Source organism: Prosthecobacter sp. (assembly GCF_044227185.1).
In the GTDB taxonomy this organism is placed as follows: domain Bacteria; phylum Verrucomicrobiota; class Verrucomicrobiia; order Verrucomicrobiales; family Verrucomicrobiaceae; genus Prosthecobacter.
Map to the genome: position 1 here is coordinate 586,552 of NZ_JBGAFO010000001.1, position 25,434 is coordinate 611,985.

Here is a 25,434-nt window from a genome sequence, read left to right on the forward strand (position 1 = left end):
TGTCGCAGAGGTCAACTAGCTGGGCCGCTGGATTGAGAGCGCAGACGCTGCACCACGCGAAGGTGATGGAGGTGGGGAAGACGGCGGGGATGTATCTGGCGAGGCTGCTGAACGCGGCGGTGTGATTTTGAGCAAATGACTCCAAGCGGCTCCTCAATAGTTCTGGCAGCTTAGATGCTCAAAAACAGGTTTGCTTATCTAGGTCCATTTATGAGCCATCGTCTGCATTTCAGAACGAAATAAGATAACACAGTCCAAATCACCGTATCGAAAAGGAAAACGACAAGCCAGAGCAAAGGTTCAGGCAGATGCAGAGATTGCCAAAGAGAGAGACATCTGATCAGCCAGAAACCAGGCAAGTTAGCGCCTTGTAAAGCGGCCAGCCAAAGAGGTTTGGGTGGACCTCCCAGTTTCAAGACCAACCACCCCAGCATAATTCCCTCGATCACGATCCCCGAAATGATGGCTTTCATTCGGAGACTCATCGAGGACAACCCGTTTCAGGTTTTGACTAGCAGCAGCCGCTCGTCTGCGCCTTTTCCGAGACCTCGCACGCGTGATCATGGTCGCAGCAGGGCATCAGCGGACGGTCTTCGTTGGCGCCGGGGGCTTCCATCTCGGGGTTCGGGGCCTGGGCGGCGAGGCCGAGGTCGCGGAGGAGTTTCATGTCCTCGTTGGCGCGCGGATTGGCGGCGGTGAGGAGCTTGTCTCCGTAGAAGATGGAGTTCGCACCGGCAAAGTAGGCGAGGGCCTGGGCTTCGCGGCTCAGGTTCGTGCGACCGGCGCTGAGGCGCACCTTGGCCTTCGGCACGGCGATACGTGTCACCGCGATCATGCGGATGAAGGCGAAGGAATCGACGACTTCGTTGTCACCCATCGGGGTGCCTTTGATGGGCATGAGGGCGTTGATCGGGATGCTCTCGGGCTGGGGATTGAAGTTGGAGATGACCTCCAGCATTTTCAGGCGGTCCTCGATGGTCTCGCCCAGGCCGAGGATGCCGCCGCAGCAGACGGACATGCCGGCATCCTGCGCGTGGCGGATGGTGCGCAGGCGGTCCTCATAGGTGTGGGTGCTGACGATGTTGGGGTAATGCTCCGGGGAGGTGTCCACGTTGTGATTGTAGGCGGTGACACCGGCTTCCTTGAGGTCGGTGGCTTCGTCCGCGCCGAGCTCGCCGAGGGTGACGCAGACTTCCATGCCGAGCTTGGAAACGTCGCGCACGATGTCGAGCACCTGGTCAAATTTCTGGGTGCCTTTGCGCACGCCCTTCCAGGCGGCGCCCATGCAGAAGCGGGTGGAGCCGCTGGCACGGGCCGCGAGGGCGCGCTCCATGATCTGCTCCTTGGGCATGAGCTTTTCCGCCTGCACGCCGGTGGTGTAGCGGGCGCTCTGCGCGCAGTAGCCGCAGTCTTCGCTGCAGCCGCCGGTCTTGATGCTGAGGAGGGTGCAGAGCTGCACTTCGTTGCCGGTCCAGTGCTCGTCATGCACGGCACGGGCCTGCTTGAGGAGGTCGAAAAAGGGCTGGTGATAGATGCGGTGGAGTTCGGCGAAAGTCATGAGCGCCCATCATTGGCGCAAAAAGGCCGTTTTGGCAATCCTGCTCCTCCTCTTCCTCCTACTCCTGCTCCCGGAAGGGGGAGGAAGAGGAAGAGGAGGAGTAGGAGGCAGAGGAAGATGGGATTGGCCGCAAGACCACGCGGCTGTGAACCGATTTGCTTTCTTCACTATGAACCGCCGCACTTTTTTCCACCAAACGTCCGCGCTGGCCGCGGTGTCCGCCCTTCCCAAAATCTATGCCGCGGATGAAGCGGGAAAGAAAATCAAAGTGGCCGTGGTGGCCCTGGGGCGCGGGATGCAGCATGTGCAGGCGCTGCTGAAAATCCCGGGCGTGGAGATCGCCTACCTGGCAGAAGTGGACCCGAAGCGCCTGGAGGCCGGCCTGAAGGTGGTGAACGACACGCAGAAGGTGTCCTGCGTGGGGGTGAAGGATTTCCGCACCTTCCTGGACGACAAGACGCTGGACGCCGTCTTCATCGCGACGCCGAATTTCTGGCACACGCCGGCCGCCATCCTGTGCATGCAGGCGGGCAAGCACGTGTATGTGGAAAAGCCGGGCAGCCAGAATGCGCATGAGGCGGAGATGCTCGTGGCGGCCTCCAAGAAATACGACCGTCTGGTGCAGATGGGCAATCAGCGCCGCACGTGGATGAAGGAGGCGATTGAAGCGCTGCATGGCGGCGCCATCGGCACCGTGCGCTACGGCCGCGGCTTTTACTACAACACGCGCAAATCCGTGGCCACGAATGAGAAGCCCGCTTCACCAGACATCGACTACAATCTGTGGCAGGGCCCCGTGCCGGATGATGCGAAGCACGATTTCAAATCGCTGGCGCACTATGACTGGCACTGGTTCTGGCACTGGGGCAATGGCGAGCTGGGCAACAACGGCATCCACACGCTGGACATCCTGCGCTGGGGCCTCAAGGGCGACTACCCGCTGCGCACGACGTACAACGGCGGCCGTTATTTCTACGATGACGCGCAGGAGACGCCGGACACCGGCACGGCGGTGTATGATTTCGGCCACGCCGGCTGCGAATGGGTGCAGAGCAGCTGCCATGCGCGTGCGGCGGAGAAGCCGCTGGCGGAAGTGATTTTCTACGGCGACAACGGCACCATGGCCGCGGCGCGTGATTCCTGGATCAACTACGACCTGAAGGGCGTGGAGATGAGCAAGGGCAAGGGCGCCGGTGGCGGCGATGTCGCGCACATGGGCAATTTCATCGCGGCCATCCGTGGCGAGGCGAAGCTGAACAGCCCCATCGAAGAAGGTCAAAAAAGCACGATGATGTGCCACCTGGGCAACATGGCGTATCGAACAAACACCGTGGTGAAGTGCGATCCGAAGACCGGCAAGGTGCTGGACAATGCGGAGGCCATGAAGCTGTGGGGACGCGATGGCGGGTACCGGAAAGGGTGGGAGCCGAAGATTTAAAGTAGCCTTGTTGCTGTGCAACAAGGGTGCGCTCCGCCGCGCCTACACCTCTAGGTAGTCCCTCGCTCTTTGTTCTTGCGGAGCCTTTCCTTGTTCCGCAGGAACAAGGCTACTTCACTCACCGAAACACCACATCCACGCCCATGGCGCTTTCCTTGGCGAAGCCGGGGATCCAGTGGGGCTTCCGCACGGCGATGAAGTGGTAGATCATGGAGAGCACGTGCAGGATGAGCAGGCGGTCGATGAGGCGGTAGCCGCGGCGGCGGCGCATGAGGAGCTCGATGGCCCAGCCGAGGTAGCGGCGGTGCAGCCAGAAGGGCTTGAAGTCGGTCTTGATGCGGTAGCGGGCGCGCAGGCCGCGCTTGGCGTATTTGGATTTGTACTCGCGCTTGGCTTCGCGCAGGCGGGTTTCCATCTCGGGGGTGAATTCGGTGAAGTAGTACTCACGCGCCAGCGCGAGGAGGCGGAAGGTATCGCGCATGTATTCCAGGTCGGCGACGGGCACGCCGGCGCGCGGGGCGAGGGCGATCATCTGCTCCAGGCGGTCCATGCAGCGGGCAGCGCTGAGCAGCGCGGCGCCGGGCTCCTGCACGAAGTAGAGCAGCAGCTTTTTGACGCTGTGATTGATGAAGATGTTTCCCCAGTACACCTGCAGCAGCGGGGGAATGCGGACGCGGCGGAAGAAGAGTTTTTGCTGCGCGAACTCCTCCACGTAGAGGAGTTCGCGAATGACTTCGTCGGAGTAGCGCAGCAGCTCGATGAGGGCCTCGGCATCGCCCAGAGAGCGCTCTTTGGCAAAGGCGCGAATGGCCTCTTCCACAGGCATGCCGTCCTTCATGACGCGAAGCGTGACGAAGGTATTCAGGTCGGTCCAGATGGCTTCGGGATCGATGAAGGCAATGCGGCGGAAAGGCACCCAGCCGCCAGTCTGGCACCAGACCATGCAACCGATGACGTTCTTCGCGTGCTTCAGCTCCTGCGCGTAGCGTTCGTACTCCCAGCCGGTGAAGCTGGGGTACTCGCCGCAGCCTTCGTACTCGCGGCGCGTTTGCAGCTCCACGATCTTCGCCACATCCGTGCGGAAGAAGTTGGAGTTCAGCGGCAGGTAGCGGAAGAAATCGGACTCGCCGTACTTCATGGAGATGACGAGCGCCGGGCTGGTGAGCCCTTCAAACACGCTGGTGAAAGTGCGGCGGTGCCACATGAGATCGCCAATGCGGTAGGCGCCCACGGTCCAGGTGCGGAAGATGAGGCGGCGTGCGTGCTTCTCGCATACCGGCAGCAGATCGAGCAGAAGCTGGCGGGCCTGAGCGGGTTTTTGAATGACGAGCTCGCTGCGGAATTCATCGTGCACGCCTTTGCCGTCGGATTCGCCGATGCGGATGATGATGCCGGCCACCTGCGGGAAGCTGGTGAAGAAGCCATCGAGCAAATCGGAGAGGTAGTCGTTCACCTTGCGCTTCGCTTCCGCCATGCGCCGCCGCAGCGCCGGCGTGTAGGTCATCACATCCATGGTCAGGTGCACCTGCAGGCCATGCGTGGTGAAGATCTCAAAGCAACGGGCGAATTCCTCGCGGTAGTAGGCGATGCGGGCACGCAGCTCCGGCTCCAGCCACGCATGATCCGCCAGATGCGTCACGTCATCGAGCGAGACCGCATTGAAGCCCCACGCGGCGGCTTGCTCCGCCAGACGCTTCAGGTCCGCTCGCACCTGCGCCCACCAGGCATCCGCGGTGGCGTCCCTCACCTTCGGCAGATGGTGCCAGGGGATCTTGGACCAGTTGATCGTACGCACGTCATGCCCGCGAAAAAACGGGCCGATGGCATCGATGAGGTGGAGAGGGTTCAAGCGCCGCGAATGAAGCACGCCGGGGCGGGATGCAAGTGACGATGTGGTGCGGAGAGAAGAGCGGACGGCTATGCGAATGTGGGGGAGCGGGCGGGGGCGCTGATCGACGGTCAGGAGTGACCATCGTACTACTTCTTCACGCGTTCCTTGAGGATTTCGCGGAAGGGTTTGCCATCCAGGCTGAGGTCTTGGAGGACGGCGCGGCCGTTGAGGATGCGCACCTCGGCGGTGATGCCGTTGGTCGTGCGGATGTTTTCGGCGAACCATTTGTCGGCTTCTGGGGCGAGCTTTTCGTTGAGGTAAAAGCGGTCGAAGGGCCATTCGATGCTGACCTCGTTGTCGTACACGTAGCCGGCTTTAAGACGGAGGTAGGCGCCGTCGGCGGGCGGTGTGAGCGAGAGGCCGGAGAGGGTGGCCAGGCCATCCGCACCGGTAGTGAAGGTGCCATAGACGGTCATGCCGGGTTCCAACTTCATGCCGGCAGGCACGGCGGCATCGCGCTGGTCAGGCCGCACGGCGAGATAACGGCCGCGCAGCGGATCGTAGGGGTCCGGGGCGCCGCATTTGAGCTTGATGAGCGTGCCCTGGGTGAGGACCTGCTCGTGCGTCCAGATCTGGGACAGGGGGGCGGCCCACTGGGCGAGCGCGACGAGGCCGAAGAGGAGGAAGGGGAGCGTTTTCATACAGCGGTGGCAGCTTGTTTCTGTTTGAGCAGGCGGCTCATGAGGATGTTGAAGGCCAGGAAGGCCACGCCCACGGCGATGAAGGCGATGCCTTTGGCCAGGAGCGAGAAATGGCTGTCCGCCATGCGGGCGATGATGAGCATGGAGAGCAGCGTGGCGCCCAGACGCGGCGCGCCTTTTTTGCCGGCGAACTCCAGCACGATGAGCGTGATGCCGATGACGGAAAGGTGCAGCGTGGTGAGCCAGGAGAGCAGTGTGCCATGATCCCCGTCCTTGTGCGGGACCAGGCGGAAGGCGAGCAGCGGCAGCAGGGCGATCGAGGCGATGGCCAGCACCGCCCAGCGTTTATGCAGGAATGCCAGCAGCGCGAAAATCCCGAGCACGGAAAGCAGCCCCCAGCACCAGGGCAGATGCAGCGCATGCGCGGCCCCTCTGAGAAGGTCATCGTTCATGTCATGGAAGGTGGCGGCCAGGCCGTAGCCGAGCAGCCAGAGCGAACCCAGGACGACCTGCGGCTTGCGCCGTGTGGGTTCGTCGATGCCGTTTTGATTGAGCGGGACCAGGACGAGTGCGGCGGCGGTCAGCGTCCAGAGGCAGAAGAAACTCTCATAGTGGTATGCGTGGTAGTCTTCATTTCGAGTGCTGACATATGCCGCCACACTGCAGAGGCCGAAGATGGCGCTGGTCGTCATCACCCAGCGCACGGAGACGGAGAGCGGTCCTGGGTTCCTCCACTTCCACCCCGGCCAGTAAGGCAGGAGGCCGAGCAGCAGCAGGGGATAGAGCAGGGGGCTGTCATGCCACGGCCTGCCATAGCCCGTCTGATCCACGCTCCAAACCGCGATGGCGATGAGATAAAAGATCGCCACGGCATGCGAATGCAGCAGCCAGGCGAGCGGCAGGCTGAGCAGGCACCACGCGAAGAGGAAGTCCGGCCACTCACCGCCCAGGTTGTAGATCTGTGAGACGAGAGCGATGCACGCACCGGTGGCGAGCGCCTGCAGCAGCGCGGCCGTTTCACGCACCCACGCGGCGGAGGCCGCGCCACGCAGCAGTACGCGGAGGCTGAAGAGCTGCGTGAGAAGCAGCGGCAGGAAGGCGAAGAGGAGGCGCACCGGGCGTGAAAAATCATCCCAGTTGAAACCGATCACCGCGATCAAACCCGTGCCGATGAGCAGGGCACCGAGCGCGCCCATGATGATCTGCGCCGTGCCGGGCTGCGAGGCATCCACCGCGTTGCGTTCGCGCAGGATGCGCGCGGCCTCGGTGGTGAGGAGGCCTTCACGTTCCCACTGCGGGAGTTGTTCGAGGAGCCAGCGTTGGTGGGAGGAGTTCATGGGAAAAAATGAGCTGCGTCCACGCTGCGCGCGAGGAGGAGCCATGGCGAATTGATTTGCTCAATGAATGAATTGCCCGCGGCGGTGCGGCTCAGTTCGGCTCGGGCGTCTGCCGCTCGCGGGGCCAGACGATGACGAGGCTGAGCAGCAGGCCGATGAGACCGCCGGCCAGGCCGCCGCCACCGGCGCCGATGGCGAGGGGCTGCTTCCAGTCTTCCACGTTTTCAAAGGCGGGGGTGGCACGCTCCTGGACGGCCACGTAGTCAGGGCTGGCATTGAGATGGGACTGGATCGTCTCGACCTGTTCGAACATTTTGTCGTAGAGTGCTTTGCTGCGCTCCAGCTTTTCGGTGACCATCCGGAGTTCCGAGCGGTCTGCTTCATGACGACCCAGCTCGGTTTCGATCACTTTGATTTCCTCCTCCAGTGGGGTCATCTTTGCTTCCAGAGGCTGCCGGGCCGCGTCCTTGGCATCCAGGGATTTGATTTCCAGGCGGAGGTCGTCGCGTCGGTTTCTGAGGCTGGTAAGCCGCGTGATCAGGCGGTCCAGATCGGATTTGGCGCTTACGGAATCCGCCTTGGCGCGCACTTTTTCCAAGGCCGCCACAGAGTCCTCCATGTTCTTCTGCTGGGTCACGACCGCCTGAAGAAACTGCTGGAGCCCTTTGCCCTGCGCCTGCTCGCGGATGTTTTGCCGGAAACCAATGAACTCATCGAGCAGGGCATCGAGAAAGAGGCGGGTGTATTTGGGTTCAGCGCCCGTGGCGAGGATGTTGAAGATGGCGCTGCCCTTGGTGCGGGCGACGCGGATTTCCACATCGCAGTCCTTGACGTCCGGGTTCAGGGCCCGCACGCGTTCAAGAGCCCGGCGTTTCATTTCGCCGCTCTCCAAGGTCTCCATGATCGTGCCGTAGAAGTCCTCCTGCTGCTCGCGCCATTGGGCTGTGCCATCGGAGTTGAATTGACCGCCTGCGACGATCTTTGCGAGAGAGCCGAACTCCTGGGGGCGCTGCACGACCTGAAGCGTCTGCCGCCAGGCTCCGAGACCGGCGCCGGCCAGAGCACAGACGCCGGTGATGAGAAGGAGGAAGAGGATGCGGGAGGGGGTCATGATGGAATGGGGATGATTGTGGAGGGACGCCAGGAGGCGATGAGGGCGGCGGCGAGGCCGATGACGCCGCCGATCGCAGCGCCCAGGAAGCCGCTGAGGATGACCGGGGCTGTCTCGCGAAGGATGGTCATGCTTGCGGGGGTGGCGTGTGCATGAAGGGCCACGAGGTCGGTCTCCAGGGTGAACTCCTTTTGCACGGCTTCGACTTCGGTGACTTTGGCTTCATACCGTGTGCGCGCTGTCTTGGTAAACCCTTCGGTGTCGTGGAGTTCCTGCAGTGCCGCGGCCAGGCGTTTGATTTCGACTTCCAGGCCGGAAACGTCCCGTTCCACCGCTTTGAGCTCCTGCTCTGCACGCGGGCGTTCTTCGGGCAGGGTCTCCTGACGAAGGGTGGTGCGGAGATCGTCACGCTGATCACGGAGCTTGCTGAGCCGGGCGGTGAGCCGTTCGACTTCGGCAGGGCCATCAGTGGCCGGGACGGCCGTGCGTGCGCGGGCAAGCCTGGAGGTCCAGTCTTCCATGGCATCCTGAAGCGTGACCAATTCCTGGAGGTAATGCTGCAGCACCCGGCCCTGCTCCTGTTCACGCACGTTCTTGCGGAAGGCGATGAATTCATCCACGAGGGCGTCAAGAAAGACGCGCGTGTATTCCGCCTCCGCGCCGGTGGCGAGGATGTTGATCATGCCTGAGCCCGGAGTTCGCATGGTGCGGATGTCCACATCCTGATCTTGGAGGTCCTTGTTCAAGGCGCGCACGCGCTCCAGGGCGCGGTGCTTCATTTCCGCGGACTCCAACGTTTCCCTACAGGTGCCGTAGAGGTCGGCCTCATGCGGCGCGGTGCCGTCCTTGCCCTGCCTCTCCCACATGACCACCACCTTGGCGAGGGAGCGGAACTCCACGATGTCCTGCGATTGCTCCGCGTGCCAGCGCACGCCGGCGACGGTGCCGCCCAGCACGCCGCAGGCAAGGATGATCCAGAACAGCCAGGTGAACTTCATGCGCGGTATTTCCCGTCCTTTTTTCTTCGACTGGCCGAAGATAAATCCGAATCCTAGAGCGAAAGCAAACGATTCCTATGGCGGTTCAAAAAACGCAGTTGGATTGTAAGCGAAAAAAGCCCAGGCCTGCGGGCCTGGGCTGAGCCGGAGCCGGAACCGCACTCGGAGAGTGCGGACTACTTCGCGCTGGGCGGGCAGTGAGCGCCGGGCGTTACTTTGCCTCGGGCTTGATCTTGCCTTTCTCTTCGAGCTTGTGCTTGAACTTCTCGGTCTTCGGCGTGACGACACTGCGCACGTAGCCCTGGTCTGGATGGAGGGCCTTGAAGTTCTGATGGTAGTCTTCGGCGGGGTAGAACTTTTTCAGCGGGGCGATCTCGGTGGCGATGGGGTCTTTCCACTTCTTCTGCACTTCAGCCTTCGAAGCTTCGGCGATCTTGTGCTGCTCTTCGGTGGTGTAGAAGATGGCGGAGCGGTACTGGGTGCCGTAGTCATTGCCCTGGTAGGGGGTGCCCTTGGGCATGAACTTGCCGTGGTGCTCGCCGTCCTCCTTGGTCACGCTGGTGGGGTCGTGCGCGTCCCAGAAGAGGTCGATGATTTCCTTGTAGCTGACGACGGCGGGGTCGAACTCGATCTTGATGACTTCGGCGTGGCCGGTGGTGCCGGTGCAGACGTCTTCATAGGTGGGGTTTTCGGTTTTGCCGCCGGCGTAGCCGCTCACCACGTTCTTCACGCCTTTGACCAGGAGATACTGGGCCTCCACGCACCAGAAGCAGCCGCCGCCGATGACAGCGGTTTCAGTTTTGGCGGCAGGGGCGTCGGCGGCAGAGGAGAGCGGGGCGAGGGTGGCCATGAGAAAGGTGATGAAAAGGGTGAACGCGGTTTTCATGGGGTAGATACGAACGAGTTGAGGCGGGCAGTCAATGTTCCGTCCTATGAGAGGCGAAACTTTCGGGGGAATTCCAAGAAACCGGAGATTGATGGCCGCCAAGAAACGCAGGAGGCACAAAAAGGGTTCAGCTTTGGCGAGCCCTGGGGTTTTGTTCCTTTTTGCGTTTCCTGGCGGCCATCTCTATTCTGGGCGCATGGACGAAATCTCAACTCTGTGCAGCCGGGTGGGCGAAGCGAAGCTGCGTGCCATGGTGGCGGCGTTTTACCAGCGGGTACGGGTGGATGATGTGATCGGCACGATGTACCCGCCGGATGACTGGGAGAATGCGGAGAAGCGGCTGGCGGATTTCATCGTGTACCGCTTCGGCGGACCGCAGACCTACATCGAGGAGCGCGGGCACCCGCGGCTGCGCGGGCGGCACATGCCATTTTCCATCGGTGAGGCGGAGCGCGACCGCTGGATGAAGCTGATGGGGGAGGCGATGCACGAGGTGGCGGTGCCGGACGCGGAGGCGGCGATCATCGGGCCCTTTTTTGCGCAGGTGGCGGACATGATGCGAAACCGCGCCGGGTGATTGGATGTCGTAAAGAGATTGAGCGGCCGCAAAAAGGCGCAAAGGTTCGCAAAAAACTGATGATGAAAAACGAACTGCTTATTCTCGCCCCGCTGCCGGACTTTCTGATGAACCCGCTGCTGGCAGCGAACACCTGCCATGATTACTTTCATGCGGAGGACAAAGCGGCGCTGCTGGCGCAGGTGGGGGCAAAGATTCGCGGCATTGTGATGGCGGGGGGCAGCGTGGTGCCGGTGGCGCTGCTGGAGCAACTGCCGAAGCTGGAAATCATGAGCGTGTTTGGCGTGGGCTATGACGGCGTGCCGGTGGACTGGTGCAAGGCGCATCAGGTTCGTGTGACGAACACCCCGGACGTGCTGACGGAGGACGTGGCAGACACGGCGAGCGCGCTGGTGCTGATGACGAGCCGGAAGCTCATCGCGGCGAACCGCTTCCTGCATGAGGGGACGTGGCTGAAGGGGGCCTTTCCGCTGGCGCATGCGCTGCACGGGAAGCTGGCGGGCATCGTGGGCCTGGGGCGGATCGGCAAGGCGATCGCACGGCGGCTGGAGGCGCATGGCATGCGCGTGGCGTACCATGGACGCACAAAGCAGGAGGTGGGCTGGGAGTACTTTGAGTCCCTGACCGCCATGGCGCAGGCGGTGGATTTTCTGGTGGTGGCCTGCCCGGGCGGCGCGGCGACGAAGCACCTGATCAATGCGGAGGTGCTGGCGGCGCTGGGTGCGAAGGGGACGCTGATCAACATCGCACGCGGTTCGGTGGTGGATGAGGCGGCGCTGATCGTGGCGCTGCAGGGCGGCACGATTCGAGGGGCGGGGCTGGATGTGTTTGAAAACGAGCCGCAGGTGCCGGAGGCGCTGATGCAGTGCGGGAATGCGGTGCTGCTGCCACACCTGGGCAGCGGCACGCACGAGACGCGCGCGGCGATGGCGCGGCTGGTGGTGGAGAATCTGGCGGCGCATTTCAGCGGCGCGGCGCTGCTGACGCCGGTGTGCTGAGGAGGTGCGGGGGACGTGGCTGTGTTTGCGACCCTTCGATCAAGGCCAGCGCGGGCGGCAGCACAAAGTCGTCCTCTCGCTCCGCAAGAGAGACGGAGGGCTTTCACAGCCTGAGAGGGTTTGCGAACTACGGAAGGGGAGGGTGACTGACGCGAGCGCCGGGCTCATCTCGCGGAGCGAGATGGCTAGTTTGCGGATTGCCTGCTTGCCCTTCCGGCGTGAGCCACTATTAAACTTCATGGTCAAATTCATCCTCGGAGCCGTTCTTACTGCTGTCGTCGTCTTCGGCTGGGAGGCAGTGTCGTGGACGAGCATTGGCTGGCATCAAAATGGATTTCGGAGCTTTCGCGATGAGTCCGCGGTGGCTGAAGTGGTGAAGGCGAATGTGACCTCCGGGCACGGCCTGTACCTGCTGCCCTCCATGGGAGAGGCGCCGAAGGTGGCCACGGCGGAGGAGAAGAAGGCGTTTCAAGACCAGCAGGCCAGGGCGCTGAAAGACGGGCCTTATGTGTATGCAGTCATCCGGCCGGGCAAAGGAGAGGTGAGCATGGGAACGAATCTGACGCTGAGTTTTGTCCGCTGCCTGATCTGCGCGTTTCTGATCGCGGCGCTGATGTCGCAGGCGACGCTGTCGTATCCGGCGCGCATCGCCTTTGCGGCGGCGGCGGGGCTGTTTGCCGGGCTGATGGCGGACCTGCCGATGTGGATCTGGTTTGAAAGCCCGGGACGGGATGCGGCGGTGAACATCGCCGATCATGTGATCGGCTGGATCATCGGCGGCGCGGTGCTGGGCATTTTTGTGGGGAAGGATCCGGTGGCGGAGCCGTGAGGCTTCAGACAATCCTTCTCTTCCTCCTACTCCTCCTCTTCCTCCCGGAATCCGGGCGCCAGAACCGGGGGAGTAGGAGTAGGAGGAAGAGGAGGAGGAAGATTAGCTTTCGACGCCGCTGGTTTTCAGCACCGCCTGCGCGACTTCTTCCGGCGTGACGAGCTGCATGCAGTTGTAGTGGCCGAAGCGGCACTCGCGGTCGAAGCAGGGGCTGCATTCGATTTTGTGCTGGATGACGGTGTGGCGCTGGCCGAGGGGGCCGGTTTCGATGGGGCAGGTGGAGCCGAAGATGCTGACGGTGGGGATGCCCAGCGCGGCGGCCAGGTGCATGGTGCCGGTGTCGTTGGTAAGCAGGAGCCGGCACTGGCGCAGGCGGGAGATGAGCTCGGAGAGGCGGGTTTTGCCGACGAAGTTTTCATGCGGCGCCTGAAGCATGGCGGAGAGTTTTTCTCCCATCTCTTTTTCGCCGGGTGCGCCGAAGAGCTCCCAGCGGAACTGCGGATGCCGGGCGGAGATTTGATTGACCACGGCGGCAAAGCGCTCCAGCGGCCAGCGTTTGGCGGGGCCATACTCCGCGCCGGCGCAGACCCCCACGCGGACGGTGCCGTCGGTGGAGACGGGCGGTGGGCCGGAGTCCCAGAGGCCGGGCTGGTCGATGTCCGCGCCGATGCCTTTGGCGATGCGCAGGTAGCGGTGCGCGTGGTGCTCCTTGCTTCCTTTGGCCGGGCCGCCTTTGATGATCTGATTGAGCAGCCTGGCGCGGAAGGAGCCTTTCACACCCACGCGGCGGGGGATGCCGGCGAGCCAGATTTCCAGGGTGCTGCGGGTGGAGTTCGTGCAGAGCACGGCGGCGTCAAACTTCACGCCGGTGGCTTTGATGCGCCTGGCCACGGCGAAGAGACCTTCCTTGGCGGGCTTGCCAATGTAGCGGGAGACTTCGGGCATGGAGAGCCAGAGTTCCTCCAATTTGTCCGGCCCGAGGATGGTGATCTTCATGTCCGGCCGGCCGCGCTTGATGGCGCGCACCATGGGGAAGGCCATGCAGGCGTCTCCGAGCCAGTTCGGGCTGCGGATGAGGAGCTCAAAGGGCTGCAGGCGGCTCAAGTCGTAGCCCGGGGGAAAGGCCACGCCGCGGCGGTAGTGCGGGAGGAGGAAGAACGGCCTGGGCAGCTTCCAGCGGTTGTGCACCCAGAACCAGTTCGCGGGCTGGGCGCGGATGAGGCCTTCCACGGCGGTGTTGATGGCCATGGTGAGGCCTTCGGCGGTGGGCTCGGCCTCGGGGGATTTCACCTCGGGCGCGCAGACCAGGCGCCAGCGGGCGGGGCCATCATCATAGACCATCATGGGCAGCACCACGGCGCGGGTGCGGATGGCCATGAGGGCGGCGATGGTGGTGGTGGAGGCGAGGCGGTCGAAGAAAGGGCACCACAGGCCGTGGTCGCCGGCATGCTGATCGACGAGGACACCGACCTGGCCGGCCTCGCGGATGAACTTCATGGGCGCATTGAATCCGGCCTGGCGGTCAAACAGCGCGTAGCCGAGTTTTTCGCGGCGGCGCAGCACGAGGGCATTCAGCCAGGGATTGCGCAGGGGCTGGTAGATGGCGCCGGCCTTGTGGCCGCGGACGTACATGGAGGGCACCTGGGTGAGGATCTCCCAGCAGCTCGCGTGCAGCACGAGATTGACGACGGGGCGCTGGCCGTTGTCATAGGCGGCCTGGGCGCGCTCGGTGCCTTCGGAGCGCACGTGTTTGCAGATGGCGGCCTCGGTCATCAGCGGCAGTTTGAAGCCGCAGAGCATGTTGGCGAAGAGGCTGCGAAAATGCGCGCGGGCGAGGTGCCGGAGCTCGGCGGGGCTTTTCTCATGGCCAAAGGCGATGTGCAGATTGTGCAGCGCCAGGCGGCGGTACTTTCCGGCCAGGAAGTAGGCCACCGTTCCCAGTGCGCGGCCCACGTACCACACGGCGGTGATGGGCAGCAGCCACAGCACGCCCTCGATGCACCGGAACAGCGCGTACGTCAGCCACTGCCCGGTGCGCTTGGAGAAACTGGCGGAGTCTTTGGCGCGGCCCATGTGCGCTTTCTTATGCCGCAGCGGCATGGGCCACGCAACCCTTGATGCGAGATCGCACGAGGCTGCTCCGTTTGGCGTCACATGAAACGTTTGCCTTTCCTGACCGCCCTCCTGCTCCTGGCCTGCCCGCTGCTGCTCCACGCCGCCGCGGAGCCCGGCAAACCGAACATCGTTTTCATCATGGCCGATGACCTGGGCTGGGCGGACGTGGCCTTTCACGGCGGGAACGCGCCCACGCCCACGCTGGACAAGCTGGCGGCGGAAGGGCTGGAACTGACGCACCACTACTCAGCCCCCGTTTGCAGCCCCACGCGCACCGGTTTGATGACGGGCCGCTGCTGGAGCCGCTTTGGCGTGACCACGCCGCAGAACGAGCGCGCTCTGCCCTGGGACACGGTGACGCTGCCGCGCGCGCTGAAGTCGCTGGGCTATGAGACCTGCCTCACGGGCAAGTGGCACCTGGGCTCGAAGCCGGAGTGGGGCCCGAACCACTTTGGGTTTGATCACAGCTACGGCTCGCTGGCGGGCGGTGTGGGGCCGTGGGATCACCACTACAAGAAGGGCGGCTTCATGGTGACGTGGCATCGCGATGAAAAGCTGCTCACGGAGTCCGGGCATGTGACGGATCTGATCATCAAAGAGGCCTGTGAGTGGCTGGCGGGGCGGAAAAAGGAGACGCCGTTTTTTCTGTATGTGCCGCTGACGGCGGTGCACCTGCCGGTGAAGGAGCCGGAGGAGTGGCTGAAGAAAGTGCCGGCAGGCATCACGGGCGCGGTGCCGCGGCAGTATGCGGCCTGCATCATGCACCTGGATGCGGCGGTGGGGCAGATCGTGGCGGCGCTGGAGAAGAACGGACAGCGCGGCAGCACGCTGGTGGTCTTCACCAGTGACAACGGCGGCAGCACGGCGGAAAACAACGGCCAGGCCTACCCGCCGGATGGCTACGACTCCGGTCCGCTGACGGGAAACAACAAGCCGCTGCGCAATGAGAAAGGCAGCGTGTATGAAGGCGGCACGCGGGTGCCCTGCCTTCTGAACTGGCCCGGCATCGTGACGCCCGGTAAGCATGACGCGCCGGTGCAGATCATCGACTGGATGCCGACCTTCTGCGCGCTGGCAGGGTACAAGCCTGCCAAGGATCTGAAGTGGGATGGCGTGAACCTGTGGCCGCAGCTCGTGGAAGGAGCCCCGCCGCAGCCGCGCACGCTGTACACGGTGGCGCCGGGTTTTAAATCACGCGCGCTGCGCTTTGACCCATGGAAGCTGGTGGAGCATGGCAGCGGGGAGAAGGCGAAGTACGAGCTGTATGACATCGTGGCCGATCCGAACGAAACGAAGGACGTGGCCGCGCAGCAGCCGGACGTTCTGGCATCGATGAAGGAACGGATGCACGTGAAGGCGCGGGCGGACCGGGATGCGGTGGCGAAGGATTAGATATACCATTGGAGACGGCTTTGAGAAGTTCGTCTGGCCGCAGAGGGGCAAAGGAGCAGAGGTGGCAGAGGTTTAAGGTACTTATTCTCTGCGTCCTTTGCCTCTCTGCCCCTTTGCGGCAAAATCGAAAGTCCCTTGAGTATCCCAACGCGAGTGCAGGAGGAGTGCAGGAGGAGTGCCGTGAATTGTCGCGAATGGCGCTGGATTTGAGGTGGAAGGCTGGGAGGAGCGGGGCTTTCCGGAGCGAGCTAAAGCTCGCGAGTACTTTAAAACAAAACGGGCGGTGCCGAAGCGCCGCCCGTTGGGAAAAGGTTGGTGTTGAAGAAGGAGATCCTATTTTTCCACCCAGCGGACGGCTTCCATGAGGAGCTCGCGGGCGGAGGCGAGGCCGAGCTTCTGACGGATGTTCGCCTTGTGGGCGTCCACAGTCTTGGCGCTGAGGGCCAGCTTTTCGGCGATGCTGTGGGAGTCGAAGCCACGGCCCACCATCTCGAAGATTTCGAGCTGGCGGTCGCTGAGCATGCGGGCGGGTTCGCCACGGGAGCCGCCGCGGGGGCCGCCACCGGAGACGATGCTGCCGAGCAGGGAGGCGCTGAAGAAGAAGGAGCCGGCGGCCACCTGGCGGAGGCCCTGCAGCACGCGGGTGCTGGGCTCGCCCTTCATCACATAGCCCATGGCTCCGGCGCGCAGGCAGCGCTCTGCATACACGTTTTCGTCGTGCATGGAGTACACCAGAATCTGCATGTTCGGATGGCTGGCGCGCAGCTTTTTGATGAGGTCAACTCCGCTGCGGTCCTTGAGCGTGATGTCGAGAACGACTACGTCAGGTTTGATCTTGGCGATCTGCTGCAACGCGGTGTTTGCGTCTTCAGCACTGCCGATGACCTGCATGTCTTCCTGCTGGTCGATTAGTTTCTTAAGCCCTTCGATAACGATGGGATGGTCGTCGAGTATATAGATTTTGCTTTTCACGGTGATATTAATGGACTCATTTTCAAAAAGATGTCAAGCCATCGTCCTTAAGAAAGTTTGAGCCGATGGTGCACTCCATTGCCTTTCAATGTTTGAGGGCATGGTCATTTGGCTGAAAAACATAACGCTCGGCGGCCCTAAAAGGAACCTTGGATGTGAAAAAAAGACCCCAAGAGGGTCCGGCGGCGGCCCGTGGTGCGCCCATTCACGGCCATGAAACATCAGATCCACTCCGACAATGCCGCGATCGGTTTTCAGATCGCTCCGATGATTGATGTCGTCTTTGTCATCATGCTGTTCTTCATGGTGATGACGGGGACGATGAAGGTGGAAAAGGACCTGGCGCTGCGGCTCCCCGATGCGGGCGATCCCGCGAAGCCGGTAGAGTTTCCGGCCGAAGAAATCACCGTCGGCATAGCTGAAGACGGCATGGTGTCGATGAACGAACAGACCTTTGACTCGCCCAAGGACAAGGCCCTGCCCACGCTGACGCGCACGCTGCGCCAAGTGGCGGAGTCCTCCAGGCGGCAGAAGCAGAAGGTGCTGGTGACCATCCAGGCCGAAGAGCAGGCCAGCTACGAGCGCATCATCGACGTACTCAACGTGCTGCAGAAGGCCGGGATTCAAAACGTGACCTTCATGGTGGGCGGGGAGGAGCCCTGATCTCCGCCGACAGGCCCCCGCCGCAGCGCACGTTCTTTGCGCATGTCCCGCTGCCTTCTTTTCCTGCTGCTCATCACCGGCGCCTCCGCACAGCTCGCCAACCGGCCGCCGGTGCCGCAGTGGCTGGCGGCACCGGAGGGTGGCACGACTTTCACGCGGGAGGTGAGGCATGAGGGCAAGCTGCTCAAAGCGGTGCTGCTGACGGCGGGGGATGCCGCGGTGGAGATCCTGCTGGATGGCAAAAGCCTCGCCACAGTGAAGGCTGCGGCGACGGCCACAGGCACGGATCTCACACGACAGCTTGGCGATGGCAAGGCGCACACTCTGGGGCTGCGGGTGCCGGGCAAAGCGAAGACCGCCGCGCTGCTGGAGCTCAACGGCGACCTGGCCGCGGTGCGCTGGATCGCAACGGATGACGCGTGGCAAAACGCCGTGGTGGCGGGAGCCACGGATGCAGATGCAGCGACGAACCCGTTTGATTTGAAGAAGACCTTTGACGCCTACAACTCCTGGCAGCTCGCGAAGCCCGGCGCGCAGAACCAGGCGACGGACCCCGCGACGCTGACACTGCCGCCGGGATTCAAGGCAGAGCTGATCCGCTCCGCGCAGCCGGGGGAGGACTCGTGGGTCTCCATGGCCTTTGATCCGCAGGGGCGCATCACGCTGGGGAAGGAGAAGAAGGGCCTGCTTCGTCTCACGCTCAGCGGCAGCGGCGATCAGAAGGTGGAGGTGATCGATGACGAGCTGCTGGAGTGCCGCGGCCTGCTGTATGCGCATGGCTCGCTGTTTGCGAATGCGAACAACACCAAGTCGCTCTTTCGCCTGACGGACAAAGACGGCGATGGTGTCTTTGAAGAGCGCCAGGTGCTGATGCGCACGGAGGGCGGCGTGGGGCACGGGCGCAACCACATCAAGCTGGGCCCCGACGGCGACATCTACGTGGCGCACGGCAACAACGTGCTGCTGCCGAAGAACCTCGATCCGAACTCACCGCTGAAAAACTATGCGAACGACCAGCTCATTCCGAATCCGTGGGACGGCAGCATGTTTGACGGCAACGTGGAGCTGCCCGCCGGCCACATCCTGCGCGTGAAGCCGGATGGCAGCAAGATCACGCTCATCGCGGGAGGCCTGCGCAATCCGCTGGATATTGCTTTCAATGAGTACTGGCAGGATTTGTTCACCTTCGACGCCGACATGGAGCGCGATGTGGGCACGCCCTGGTACATGCCCACGCGGGTGCTGCAGATTGTGCCCGGCGGTGATTATGGTTGGCGGCGTGGCACGGGGCGGTATCCTGAATGGTACGCGGACACTCTGCGGAGTGTCATCGATATCGGGCTGTCTTCGCCCACGGGAATTTACTTTGGGTATGGGGCGAAGTTTCCGGCGAAGTATCAGCAGGCGCTGTACCTGCTCGACTGGAGCTATGGGCGCATCATTGCGGTGCATCTCAACGATTCGGCTTTGTGGTATGAAGGAAAGCAGGAGCCTTTTGTTTCGGGAAGGCCTCTCAATGTGACCGATGGCTGCATCGGTCCGGATGGAGCCATGTGGTTCATCACCGGAGGGCGTGGGACGCAGAGCGGGCTGTATCGGGTGTCCTATGCGGGTTCGGAGAGCACGGAGGCTTATTCTCGATCAGAAAGCGACCTCGAAGGCATGGATCAGATTCGGCGCTTAAGTGTGCTGAAGGGTCATTTGGAGTCGCCCGAGAATGATCCGGAGCCGCATTTGTCATGGGTCTGGAATTCTCTGTCTGACTTTAGGCGGCCTCTGGTGGCGCACGCGGCACGCATGGCGCTGGAGCGCATTCCTCCAGCGCAGTGGCGGGAGGATGCGCTGAAGGAAGAGAACCGCAGCACCGCGCTTCCGGCCCTGCTGGCTCTGGCGCGTGTGGGTGATGCGAAGGACCTCTCTCCCATCCTGCAAAGGCTGAGCACGCGCTTTCCTTGGTATCTGCCGCACACGCGGGAGCGGCTCATGATTCTGCGAATCATCGCCGTGGCCTGCGCTCGATGGGGGCAGCCGAACGACGAAGAGCGCAAACGCTTGCTGGCACAAACCGAGGAGCATTACCCGGTGGAAGGTTGGGAAGGAGCGATCATCGACCCGGAAAGTGCGCAGCTGCAAAACCGCGAAGCCTGCCGCCTGCTGGTCTATTTGAAATCTCCGAAGGTCATCGAGAAGACGATGCCGCTGCTCAAGGCGGCCACGACTTCGGAGGACCTCTTATTTTACCCCTTCATGCTGCGCTACCTCAAGGACGGCTGGACGCTGGAGCAGCGGCGCATTGTCTTTGAAGCACTGAACAAGGCGGAGAAGATGAACGGGGCCTCCACCTTCTTCAAAGCGATCAGCGACACGCGCAGCGAGCTGGCGGCGGCGCTGAAGCCGGAGGAGGCCGCACAACTGGCGGCGGTGATCCAGCCTGCGAAGCCGGCGGTGCTTTCCGCGCATGCGCTGCCGGGGCACTCCTTCAAAAACTGGACGCTGGAGGACCTGGTGCCGCTGCTGGCGAAGATGGATGCGAAGACGCGCAGCCGCGAGGGCGGAAAGGATGCGCTGATCCGCGCGCAGTGCGTGTTCTGCCACCGCGTGAGCAATGACCCCGCGCTGCCCGCCGGCGTGTTTGGCCCCGATCTGGTGCAGGTGTCAGCGCGCTTCAACAGGCGCGATCTGCTGGACCACATCCTCAATCCGTCGAAGTTCATCGATGAGAAGTACCGCTTTGTGACGGTGAAGACCACCGATGGCAAGACCCTGACCGGCAGCCTGGAGAGCGAGGACGACGAGCGGGTGGTGCTGAAGCCGAATCCGCTGGCGGTGGAAACGAGCGAGATCGCGAAGGCGATGATCAAGGAACGAACGGTGTCCGAGATCTCGCCGATGCCCCCGGGTTTGCTCAACAGTCTTAAGGCGGAGCAGATTCTCGATCTTCTGGGGTGGTTTGAGAGTCTGAAGTGAAATGTTTAACGGGCGTGAATGCGTTCCGCATTGACACTGCGTCGATGATCGAGTTTGACTGGGCGAAATCCATTTAATCTCAAGATTTATGAGTAATCATTGCTGCAATCATGCGGACACGCCGGCTGTGGGACATTGCGCGGGATGTGCGGAAGCCTTCTGCGGAAACTGCCTGCTGGACCTGGGCGGTAACTTGTACTGCGGCTCCTGCAAGGTGCTGGCGCTGAACGGGCGGACACCGATGCTGGAGAAGGTGATGAGCCCCTGTGCGGAGGCGGGCAGTGCGATGTCCAGCGCGGTGGTGGGTTTCTTTATCCTGGGCTACATCCTGCAGCCGGTGGCGATCATCAAGGCCCTGGAAGCGCGCAAGCAGATCGCCGCTGATCCTCGGCTCACGGGCTGGGGGAAGGCGAATGCGGCGCTGGCGCTGGCGGTGGTGGGCCTGATCCTGCTGGGGCTGAACCTTATCGCCAGATCCTCTCGCTGAGACGCCGCAGCATTTCACTTGGACCACTCCGTCTTATGTCTCTTCCTCCTCCCCGCATGCCCACCGTGTTTCGTCCCGCCTTCACCGCGATCCGGGAGGGCACGGCCTGCTGCATGCACCCCACGGCCCAGGCGACGCAGAAGTGCATGTGCTGCGACGCCTTCATCTGCCCGACCTGTGACTTTGCGCTGAAAGGCGGCATCCATGTGTGCCCGAACTGCGCCATGTCCTCCGCCGTGCAGGGTCTGGGCTCCCGGCGGAAACGCAATGTGATCTGGGGCTACCTGATGGCGCTGTTTGCCACGGTGTGCCTGGCGGCCCTGATGAGCGGGCTGATGGCGCAGTTCTTCATCGGCATGAACGAGACGGCGGCGGGATTTGTTTTCAGCCTGCTGACCTTTGTGCCTTCGGCCGTCGGCTTCGGCGTGGCGAGCAGTGCGTGCGAGCGGCACCTGCCGAACCCGATGTCCATCAAAGGAGCGATCATCTGGAACGGGCTGCTGCTCACGGCCTTCCTGGTTCTGACGATCATCGGCAATCTCTCGTAAACCTGCCCGCCCGCCTTTCACTCTCACTTTCACTCCCACTCCCGCCCCTGATTCATGCCCGACATAATGGTCCGTGTTCTCGATGTTTCCGGCAGCCGCAGCAATGATGTGCAGGCGCCGGATGATGTGCCCGTGAACCGCATCCTCGCGGTGCTGGTGGAGCGGCTGAACCTGCCGCTCAACAGTCCGGACGGCCAGCTCATGAGCTACAAGCTGCACCACCGGCGCAGCGGCACGCAGCTCCTGGACCAGGCGACGCTGGCGCAGGCCGGAGTGATGAACGGAGACGAACTGCGGCTGCAACCCGAGATCACCGCCGGCTGCATCGCATGAGTGATTCGCCGGACGTGCTTTCGCTGCGGGAGGGACGCTTCGCCCGGTTTGAGGCGGTGTCCTGGTGGCGGCAGGAGCGGCTGCGCAGCGCGCGCGTGCTGGTCATCGGCGCGGGAGCGCTGGGCAATGAGGTGCTGAAAAACCTGGCGCTGCTGGGCGTGGGCCAGGTGGCGGTGGCGGACCAGGACCATGTGGAGCTGAGCAATCTGAGCCGCTCCGTGCTTTACCGCGAAACGGATGAGGGCAAACCCAAGGCGGAATGCGCCGCGCGCGCGATGGAGTCCATCCACGCGGGCACGCAGATCACGCCGCTGGTGGGCAATGTGCTGGCGGACCTGGGCCTGGGCTGGTTCCGCTGGGCGGACGTGGTGGTGGGCGCGCTGGACAACCGGGAGGCGCGCGTGTTTGTGAACAGCGCCTGCGCACGCACCGGGCGGCCCTGGGTGGACGGCGGCATCGAGGTGCTGCAGGGCATCGTGCGCGGCTTCTTCCCGCCGCAGACGGCCTGCTATGAATGCACCATGAGCCAGGTGGACTGGGACCTGATCCAGAAGCGGCGCTCCTGCACCATGCTGGCGCGGCGCGCGCTGGCGGAGCGCGGCACACCGACCACGCCCACGACGGCCTCGGTCATCGGCGGCATGCAGGCGCAGGAGGTGATCAAGCTGCTGCACGGCATGGAGGCGCTGACGGGGCGGGGCTTTTTCTTTGATGGCGCGTACCATCAGTCCTACGCGATGAACTACCCGGTGCATCCGGACTGCCCGTGGCATGAGCCGGCGGCGGAGATCATGACGATGGAAGCGTGGGGAGGCAGCACGCCGCTGAGGGAGATCGCCGCGGAAGCGGAGCGCCGCCTGGGCGGGCTGGATGCGCTGGACCTGAGCCGTGAGCTGGTGGAGGCGATGGAATGCGCCCCCTGCGGCACGCAGACGGCGGTGTGGCGCGCCGCGGAGCATGTGAGCGAGGAGCAGCTGGTGTGCCCCGCCTGCGGAGGCGCGTGTGCGCCGCGGCTGGTGCACAGCCTGCCGGGCGGCAGCCCGCTGCTGGAGCGGACCGTGAGCGGGCTGGGCCTGCCGGTGTGGGACATCCTTTATGCACGCCATGGGGAGCAGGTGCTGGGCTTTGAGCTGGCTGCTGACTCTCCCTTTGCCACGAACTCCCTCAGTCCTTCCAGCCCTGTGAACCCATGAAGAAATCTTCTTCCAGTCAGAAAGCCGCAGCAGCAGCAGCAGCCGGTGAGGTGAATGTGACGCCCACGACCAGTGTGAGCAAGCCGGTGCGCAAATCCTTTCCCGGACCGCGCGGGGCCTCCGCACCACTGCGCGTGGGCGTGGACCGCGAGGCGCAGGCGGAGATCGTGGCGCATGCGAAGGAGTCGCTGCGCGCGGAGGTGTGCGGTGTGATGGTGGGCGAGGTGGGGCAGGATGACGAGGGCCTGTTTGTGCATGTGCAGGCGGTGATCCGCGGCACGGCGGCCAGCGGCGGCAGCACGCATGTGACCTTCACGCAGGAGACGTGGACGCTGATTCATACGGCGCTGGAGCGCGACTACCCGCGCAAGCAGATGGTGGGCTGGTACCACACGCATCCCGGATTTGGCGTGGAGTTTTCGGAGATGGACCTCTTCATCCAGCGCAATTTTTTCTCCGGCCCCTCCCAGATCGCCCTGGTGACGGACCCCATCACGGGCGCGGTGGCCATCGCGGCGAACCAGGAGTCCGGCGGCGTGACGTACCTGCCGCGCTACTGGGTGGACGGGCGGGAGCAGACGGCCAGCGTGCCCGCTTCCGCGGTGGCCGCGGGCGGCGCGCAGGAGGGCGGGAGCTCCAGCACGGATGTGAAGGCGCTGGAAGACCGCCTGTGCCAGATCACCGCCTCGGTGGAGGACCTGCGGAATTCCTTGTACCAGTTTTTGCTGACCGTGGGCGGCATCGTGTGCCTGGGCGTGGTGGCGATCGTGGCCTGGTATGTGCGGGAGCAGTTCCGTGAGCGGGTGAAGCCGCCGGAGGTGACCAGCTACGTGCCGGTGCCGGTGAAGGTGGGAGACAAGACCGTGATGCTGGGCGTGGGCGTGGTGAAGTGGGAGGTGCCGGAGGAGCTGAATGCGATCGTGGTCGAAATGGCGAAGCTCCAGGTGGAGGAGGACGCGAAGCGGAAGCAGGAGGCGGACGAGAAAGCCGGCGCCACACCGAAGGACAAGCCCAAAGAAGATTCCAAGGAAGCGCCCAAAGAAGCCCCCCAAGACGTCAGGAAAGCCGAAGCCCCCAAAGAACCCGCGAAAGAAGCCCCCAAGCCCGCCGCCGCACCATGAGCAATCCCATCATCCGCATCACCCACGAAGAGGCCGCCAGCAGCCATGTGGATGACCTGATCAAACGCCAGATGAGCATGCGCGGAGACCCGGGCGTGACGCGGCACAGCGCGCGCCGCTGGTACTACCAGAGCTGGTTCATCTTCATGATCGTGGGCTTCATCGGCGCCATGTGCGCCTGGGGCGTGACTGAGCCCTGGTTCAACGACTACGAGTACACCCAGGGCGTGGTGAGCGACCTGGACTATGGGTTCACGCCAGACGCGACTGACAAGGACCTGGTGCTGCCGCTGGTGAGCGGACACCTGAAGGTGAACGGGGAGGAGATCGTGCTGCTGCAGCAGACCCGCGAGCTGCTGCCAGACGGCACGACGCGGAAGCTGACCCATGAGGCGCTGAAGAATGGCGATACGGCGGGCTTCTATGTGGAGTACAAGGAGACGCCCTCGGAGGAGATTTCTCTGTGCGTCTTTGTGGTGCGCGCGCCACCGCCGGCGCCTGCCGGGGAGAAGCCCATGACGCTGCGCGCCATGGCCAAGCGCAGCACCATGGTGGGCCTGCTGCTGTTTTCCATCGTGGCGGGTTTCATCGGCTTCTTCATCGGTGCGGCGGATGGCATCGTGTGCCGGCTGCCGCGGCGGGCCTTTCTCTCAGGGCTCGTGGGCCTGTTTGTGGGCGTGGTGGGCGGGCTGGTGTCGGGGGTGATCGCCAACATCGTGTACCAGCCGCTGACGCAGTGGGCCCTGAGCCATGGCGGAGAGACCGGCGGGCTGAGCACGGCGGGCTTTGGCATCCAGATGCTGGGCCGCACGCTGGCCTGGGGCCTGGCGGGCATGACGATGGGGCTGGGGCAGGGGATCGCGCTGCGCTCGCAGCGGCTCATCGCGTATGGGTTCATCGGCGGGATCGTGGGCGGGCTGCTGGGCGGGCTGTTCTTTGATCCGGTGGACATCATTCTGCTGGGCACGGACAAGCCGAGCGCGCACGTGAGCCGGCTGGTGGGCCTGGGCATCATCGGCCTCAGCGTGGGGGCGATGATCGGCGTGGTGGAGCTGCTGGCGCGCGATGCGTGGCTGCAGATGACGCAGGGGCCGCTGAAGGGGAAGGAGTTCCTCATCTTCAAGGACGTGATGCATGCGGGGTCCTCGCCGCGTTCGGACTTGTATCTTTTCAATGACCCGCAGATCGCCGAGCAGCACATGGTGATCCGCGCGGTGGGTGAAGACTGTGAAGTGGAGACGAAGCAGCCCGCCACGCACCCGGTGCTGATCAACGGCCGCGCGGTGAAGCGCGCACGGCTGAAGCACGGCGACACCGTGGCGCTGGGGAACACCCAGTTTGTGTTCCAGAAGCGCAAAAACTGAGCCCTGAACGAAGCC

General features: G+C 63.4%; 22 protein-coding genes. 13 read left to right on the forward strand and 9 right to left on the reverse strand.

Features of this window, described 5'->3' with window-relative positions; translation table 11 throughout:
* Positions 1–511: 511 nt before the first annotated feature.
* On the reverse strand, positions 512–1,558 hold the full coding sequence (bioB, locus tag ACILSQ_RS02385) for a biotin synthase BioB (protein WP_395741976.1): 1,047 nt from the start codon (positions 1,556–1,558) through the stop codon (positions 512–514).
* 169 nt (positions 1,559–1,727) lie between these two features.
* Between bioB and ACILSQ_RS02390 the strand changes: the two genes are divergently transcribed.
* The gene (locus ACILSQ_RS02390) at positions 1,728–2,996 is read left to right on the forward strand and encodes a Gfo/Idh/MocA family protein (protein ID WP_395741977.1); all 1,269 of its coding nucleotides are present in this window, start codon (positions 1,728–1,730) and stop codon (positions 2,994–2,996) included.
* A 118-nt stretch (positions 2,997–3,114) separates the two neighbouring features.
* Here ACILSQ_RS02390 and ACILSQ_RS02395 read toward each other — a convergent pair whose 3' ends face one another.
* From ACILSQ_RS02395 to msrA, 6 genes are all read right to left on the reverse strand, one after another.
* Positions 3,115–4,845, reverse strand: a complete 1,731-nt coding sequence (locus ACILSQ_RS02395; protein WP_395741978.1) for a hypothetical protein — start codon at positions 4,843–4,845, stop codon at positions 3,115–3,117.
* Positions 4,846–4,973: 128 nt separating this feature from the next.
* Positions 4,974–5,528, reverse strand: coding sequence for a GDYXXLXY domain-containing protein (locus tag ACILSQ_RS02400; RefSeq protein ID WP_395741979.1), 555 nt, complete (start codon positions 5,526–5,528; stop codon positions 4,974–4,976).
* Complete coding sequence (locus tag ACILSQ_RS02405) at positions 5,525–6,865, reverse strand: DUF2157 domain-containing protein (RefSeq protein WP_395741980.1); 1,341 nt, start codon at positions 6,863–6,865, stop codon at positions 5,525–5,527. The genes ACILSQ_RS02400 and ACILSQ_RS02405 overlap by 4 nt, the downstream gene beginning before the upstream one ends.
* A 91-nt stretch (positions 6,866–6,956) precedes the next feature.
* Positions 6,957–7,976 (reverse strand): hypothetical protein, encoded by a 1,020-nt coding sequence (locus ACILSQ_RS02410; RefSeq protein WP_395741981.1) that lies wholly within the window; start codon positions 7,974–7,976, stop codon positions 6,957–6,959.
* On the reverse strand, positions 7,973–8,974 hold the full coding sequence (locus ACILSQ_RS02415) for a hypothetical protein (protein ID WP_395741982.1): 1,002 nt from the start codon (positions 8,972–8,974) through the stop codon (positions 7,973–7,975). The genes ACILSQ_RS02410 and ACILSQ_RS02415 overlap by 4 nt, the downstream gene beginning before the upstream one ends.
* 211 nt (positions 8,975–9,185) lie before the next feature.
* Complete coding sequence (gene msrA, locus ACILSQ_RS02420; RefSeq protein ID WP_407073059.1) at positions 9,186–9,860, reverse strand: peptide-methionine (S)-S-oxide reductase MsrA; 675 nt, start codon at positions 9,858–9,860, stop codon at positions 9,186–9,188.
* Between the two features lie 196 nt (positions 9,861–10,056).
* Between msrA and ACILSQ_RS02425 the strand changes: the two genes are divergently transcribed.
* From ACILSQ_RS02425 to ACILSQ_RS02435, 3 genes are all read left to right on the forward strand, one after another.
* Positions 10,057–10,437: a globin gene (locus ACILSQ_RS02425; RefSeq protein WP_395741983.1), complete on the forward strand. Its 381-nt coding sequence runs from the start codon at positions 10,057–10,059 to the stop codon at positions 10,435–10,437.
* A 62-nt stretch (positions 10,438–10,499) separates the two neighbouring features.
* Positions 10,500–11,435: a 2-hydroxyacid dehydrogenase gene (locus ACILSQ_RS02430; protein ID WP_395741984.1), complete on the forward strand. Its 936-nt coding sequence runs from the start codon at positions 10,500–10,502 to the stop codon at positions 11,433–11,435.
* A gap of 238 nt (positions 11,436–11,673) precedes the next feature.
* Positions 11,674–12,264, forward strand: coding sequence for a hypothetical protein (locus ACILSQ_RS02435; RefSeq protein WP_395741985.1), 591 nt, complete (start codon positions 11,674–11,676; stop codon positions 12,262–12,264).
* A 102-nt stretch (positions 12,265–12,366) separates the two neighbouring features.
* Here ACILSQ_RS02435 and waaF read toward each other — a convergent pair whose 3' ends face one another.
* Positions 12,367–14,364, reverse strand: coding sequence for a lipopolysaccharide heptosyltransferase II (gene waaF / locus ACILSQ_RS02440; RefSeq protein ID WP_395741986.1), 1,998 nt, complete (start codon positions 14,362–14,364; stop codon positions 12,367–12,369).
* A gap of 54 nt (positions 14,365–14,418) precedes the next feature.
* Between waaF and ACILSQ_RS02445 the strand changes: the two genes are divergently transcribed.
* Complete coding sequence (locus ACILSQ_RS02445) at positions 14,419–15,771, forward strand: sulfatase-like hydrolase/transferase (RefSeq protein WP_395741987.1); 1,353 nt, start codon at positions 14,419–14,421, stop codon at positions 15,769–15,771.
* 333 nt (positions 15,772–16,104) lie between these two features.
* Here ACILSQ_RS02445 and ACILSQ_RS02450 read toward each other — a convergent pair whose 3' ends face one another.
* Positions 16,105–16,743 (reverse strand): response regulator, encoded by a 639-nt coding sequence (locus ACILSQ_RS02450; RefSeq protein ID WP_395741988.1) that lies wholly within the window; start codon positions 16,741–16,743, stop codon positions 16,105–16,107.
* 213 nt (positions 16,744–16,956) lie between these two features.
* On the opposite strand from ACILSQ_RS02450, the gene ACILSQ_RS02455 reads away from it, so the two are divergent.
* From ACILSQ_RS02455 to ACILSQ_RS02490, 8 genes are all read left to right on the forward strand, one after another.
* A complete protein-coding gene (locus tag ACILSQ_RS02455; protein WP_395741989.1) occupies positions 16,957–17,406 on the forward strand; it encodes an ExbD/TolR family protein in 450 nt (149 codons plus the stop codon).
* 42 nt (positions 17,407–17,448) lie between these two features.
* Positions 17,449–20,373, forward strand: a complete 2,925-nt coding sequence (locus ACILSQ_RS02460; protein WP_395741990.1) for a hypothetical protein — start codon at positions 17,449–17,451, stop codon at positions 20,371–20,373.
* A gap of 88 nt (positions 20,374–20,461) precedes the next feature.
* A complete protein-coding gene (locus ACILSQ_RS02465) occupies positions 20,462–20,860 on the forward strand; it encodes a hypothetical protein (RefSeq protein WP_395741991.1) in 399 nt (132 codons plus the stop codon).
* 35 nt (positions 20,861–20,895) lie between these two features.
* On the forward strand, positions 20,896–21,408 hold the full coding sequence (locus ACILSQ_RS02470) for a hypothetical protein (RefSeq protein WP_395741992.1): 513 nt from the start codon (positions 20,896–20,898) through the stop codon (positions 21,406–21,408).
* Between the two features lie 66 nt (positions 21,409–21,474).
* Positions 21,475–21,741 (forward strand): EsaB/YukD family protein, encoded by a 267-nt coding sequence (locus ACILSQ_RS02475; RefSeq protein ID WP_395741993.1) that lies wholly within the window; start codon positions 21,475–21,477, stop codon positions 21,739–21,741.
* Entirely contained in the window at positions 21,738–22,934 is a 1,197-nt protein-coding gene (locus ACILSQ_RS02480) for a ThiF family adenylyltransferase (protein ID WP_395741994.1), read from the forward strand. Before ACILSQ_RS02475 ends, ACILSQ_RS02480 begins: the two co-directional genes overlap by 4 nt.
* Entirely contained in the window at positions 22,931–24,055 is a 1,125-nt protein-coding gene (locus ACILSQ_RS02485) for a Mov34/MPN/PAD-1 family protein (protein WP_395741995.1), read from the forward strand. Before ACILSQ_RS02480 ends, ACILSQ_RS02485 begins: the two co-directional genes overlap by 4 nt.
* Positions 24,052–25,419, forward strand: coding sequence for an FHA domain-containing protein (locus ACILSQ_RS02490; RefSeq protein WP_395741996.1), 1,368 nt, complete (start codon positions 24,052–24,054; stop codon positions 25,417–25,419). The genes ACILSQ_RS02485 and ACILSQ_RS02490 overlap by 4 nt, the downstream gene beginning before the upstream one ends.
* The last annotated feature ends 15 nt before the right edge of the window (positions 25,420–25,434 follow it).

Coding starts and splice junctions, on each gene's coding strand:
- bioB (WP_395741976.1), bottom strand. CDS start 1,558: ATGACTTTCGCCGAACTCCACCGCATCTATCACCAGCCCTTTTTCGAC.
- ACILSQ_RS02390 (WP_395741977.1), top strand. CDS start 1,728: ATGAACCGCCGCACTTTTTTCCACCAAACGTCCGCGCTGGCCGCGGTG.
- ACILSQ_RS02400 (WP_395741979.1), bottom strand. CDS start 5,528: ATGAAAACGCTCCCCTTCCTCCTCTTCGGCCTCGTCGCGCTCGCCCAG.
- ACILSQ_RS02405 (WP_395741980.1), bottom strand. CDS start 6,865: ATGAACTCCTCCCACCAACGCTGGCTCCTCGAACAACTCCCGCAGTGG.
- ACILSQ_RS02410 (WP_395741981.1), bottom strand. CDS start 7,976: ATGACCCCCTCCCGCATCCTCTTCCTCCTTCTCATCACCGGCGTCTGT.
- ACILSQ_RS02415 (WP_395741982.1), bottom strand. CDS start 8,974: ATGAAGTTCACCTGGCTGTTCTGGATCATCCTTGCCTGCGGCGTGCTG.
- msrA (WP_407073059.1), bottom strand. CDS start 9,860: ATGAAAACCGCGTTCACCCTTTTCATCACCTTTCTCATGGCCACCCTC.
- ACILSQ_RS02425 (WP_395741983.1), top strand. CDS start 10,057: ATGGACGAAATCTCAACTCTGTGCAGCCGGGTGGGCGAAGCGAAGCTG.
- ACILSQ_RS02430 (WP_395741984.1), top strand. CDS start 10,500: ATGAAAAACGAACTGCTTATTCTCGCCCCGCTGCCGGACTTTCTGATG.
- ACILSQ_RS02435 (WP_395741985.1), top strand. CDS start 11,674: ATGGTCAAATTCATCCTCGGAGCCGTTCTTACTGCTGTCGTCGTCTTC.
- waaF (WP_395741986.1), bottom strand. CDS start 14,364: ATGCCGCTGCGGCATAAGAAAGCGCACATGGGCCGCGCCAAAGACTCC.
- ACILSQ_RS02445 (WP_395741987.1), top strand. CDS start 14,419: ATGAAACGTTTGCCTTTCCTGACCGCCCTCCTGCTCCTGGCCTGCCCG.
- ACILSQ_RS02455 (WP_395741989.1), top strand. CDS start 16,957: ATGAAACATCAGATCCACTCCGACAATGCCGCGATCGGTTTTCAGATC.
- ACILSQ_RS02460 (WP_395741990.1), top strand. CDS start 17,449: ATGTCCCGCTGCCTTCTTTTCCTGCTGCTCATCACCGGCGCCTCCGCA.
- ACILSQ_RS02465 (WP_395741991.1), top strand. CDS start 20,462: ATGAGTAATCATTGCTGCAATCATGCGGACACGCCGGCTGTGGGACAT.
- ACILSQ_RS02470 (WP_395741992.1), top strand. CDS start 20,896: ATGTCTCTTCCTCCTCCCCGCATGCCCACCGTGTTTCGTCCCGCCTTC.
- ACILSQ_RS02475 (WP_395741993.1), top strand. CDS start 21,475: ATGGTCCGTGTTCTCGATGTTTCCGGCAGCCGCAGCAATGATGTGCAG.
- ACILSQ_RS02480 (WP_395741994.1), top strand. CDS start 21,738: ATGAGTGATTCGCCGGACGTGCTTTCGCTGCGGGAGGGACGCTTCGCC.
- ACILSQ_RS02485 (WP_395741995.1), top strand. CDS start 22,931: ATGAAGAAATCTTCTTCCAGTCAGAAAGCCGCAGCAGCAGCAGCAGCC.
- ACILSQ_RS02490 (WP_395741996.1), top strand. CDS start 24,052: ATGAGCAATCCCATCATCCGCATCACCCACGAAGAGGCCGCCAGCAGC.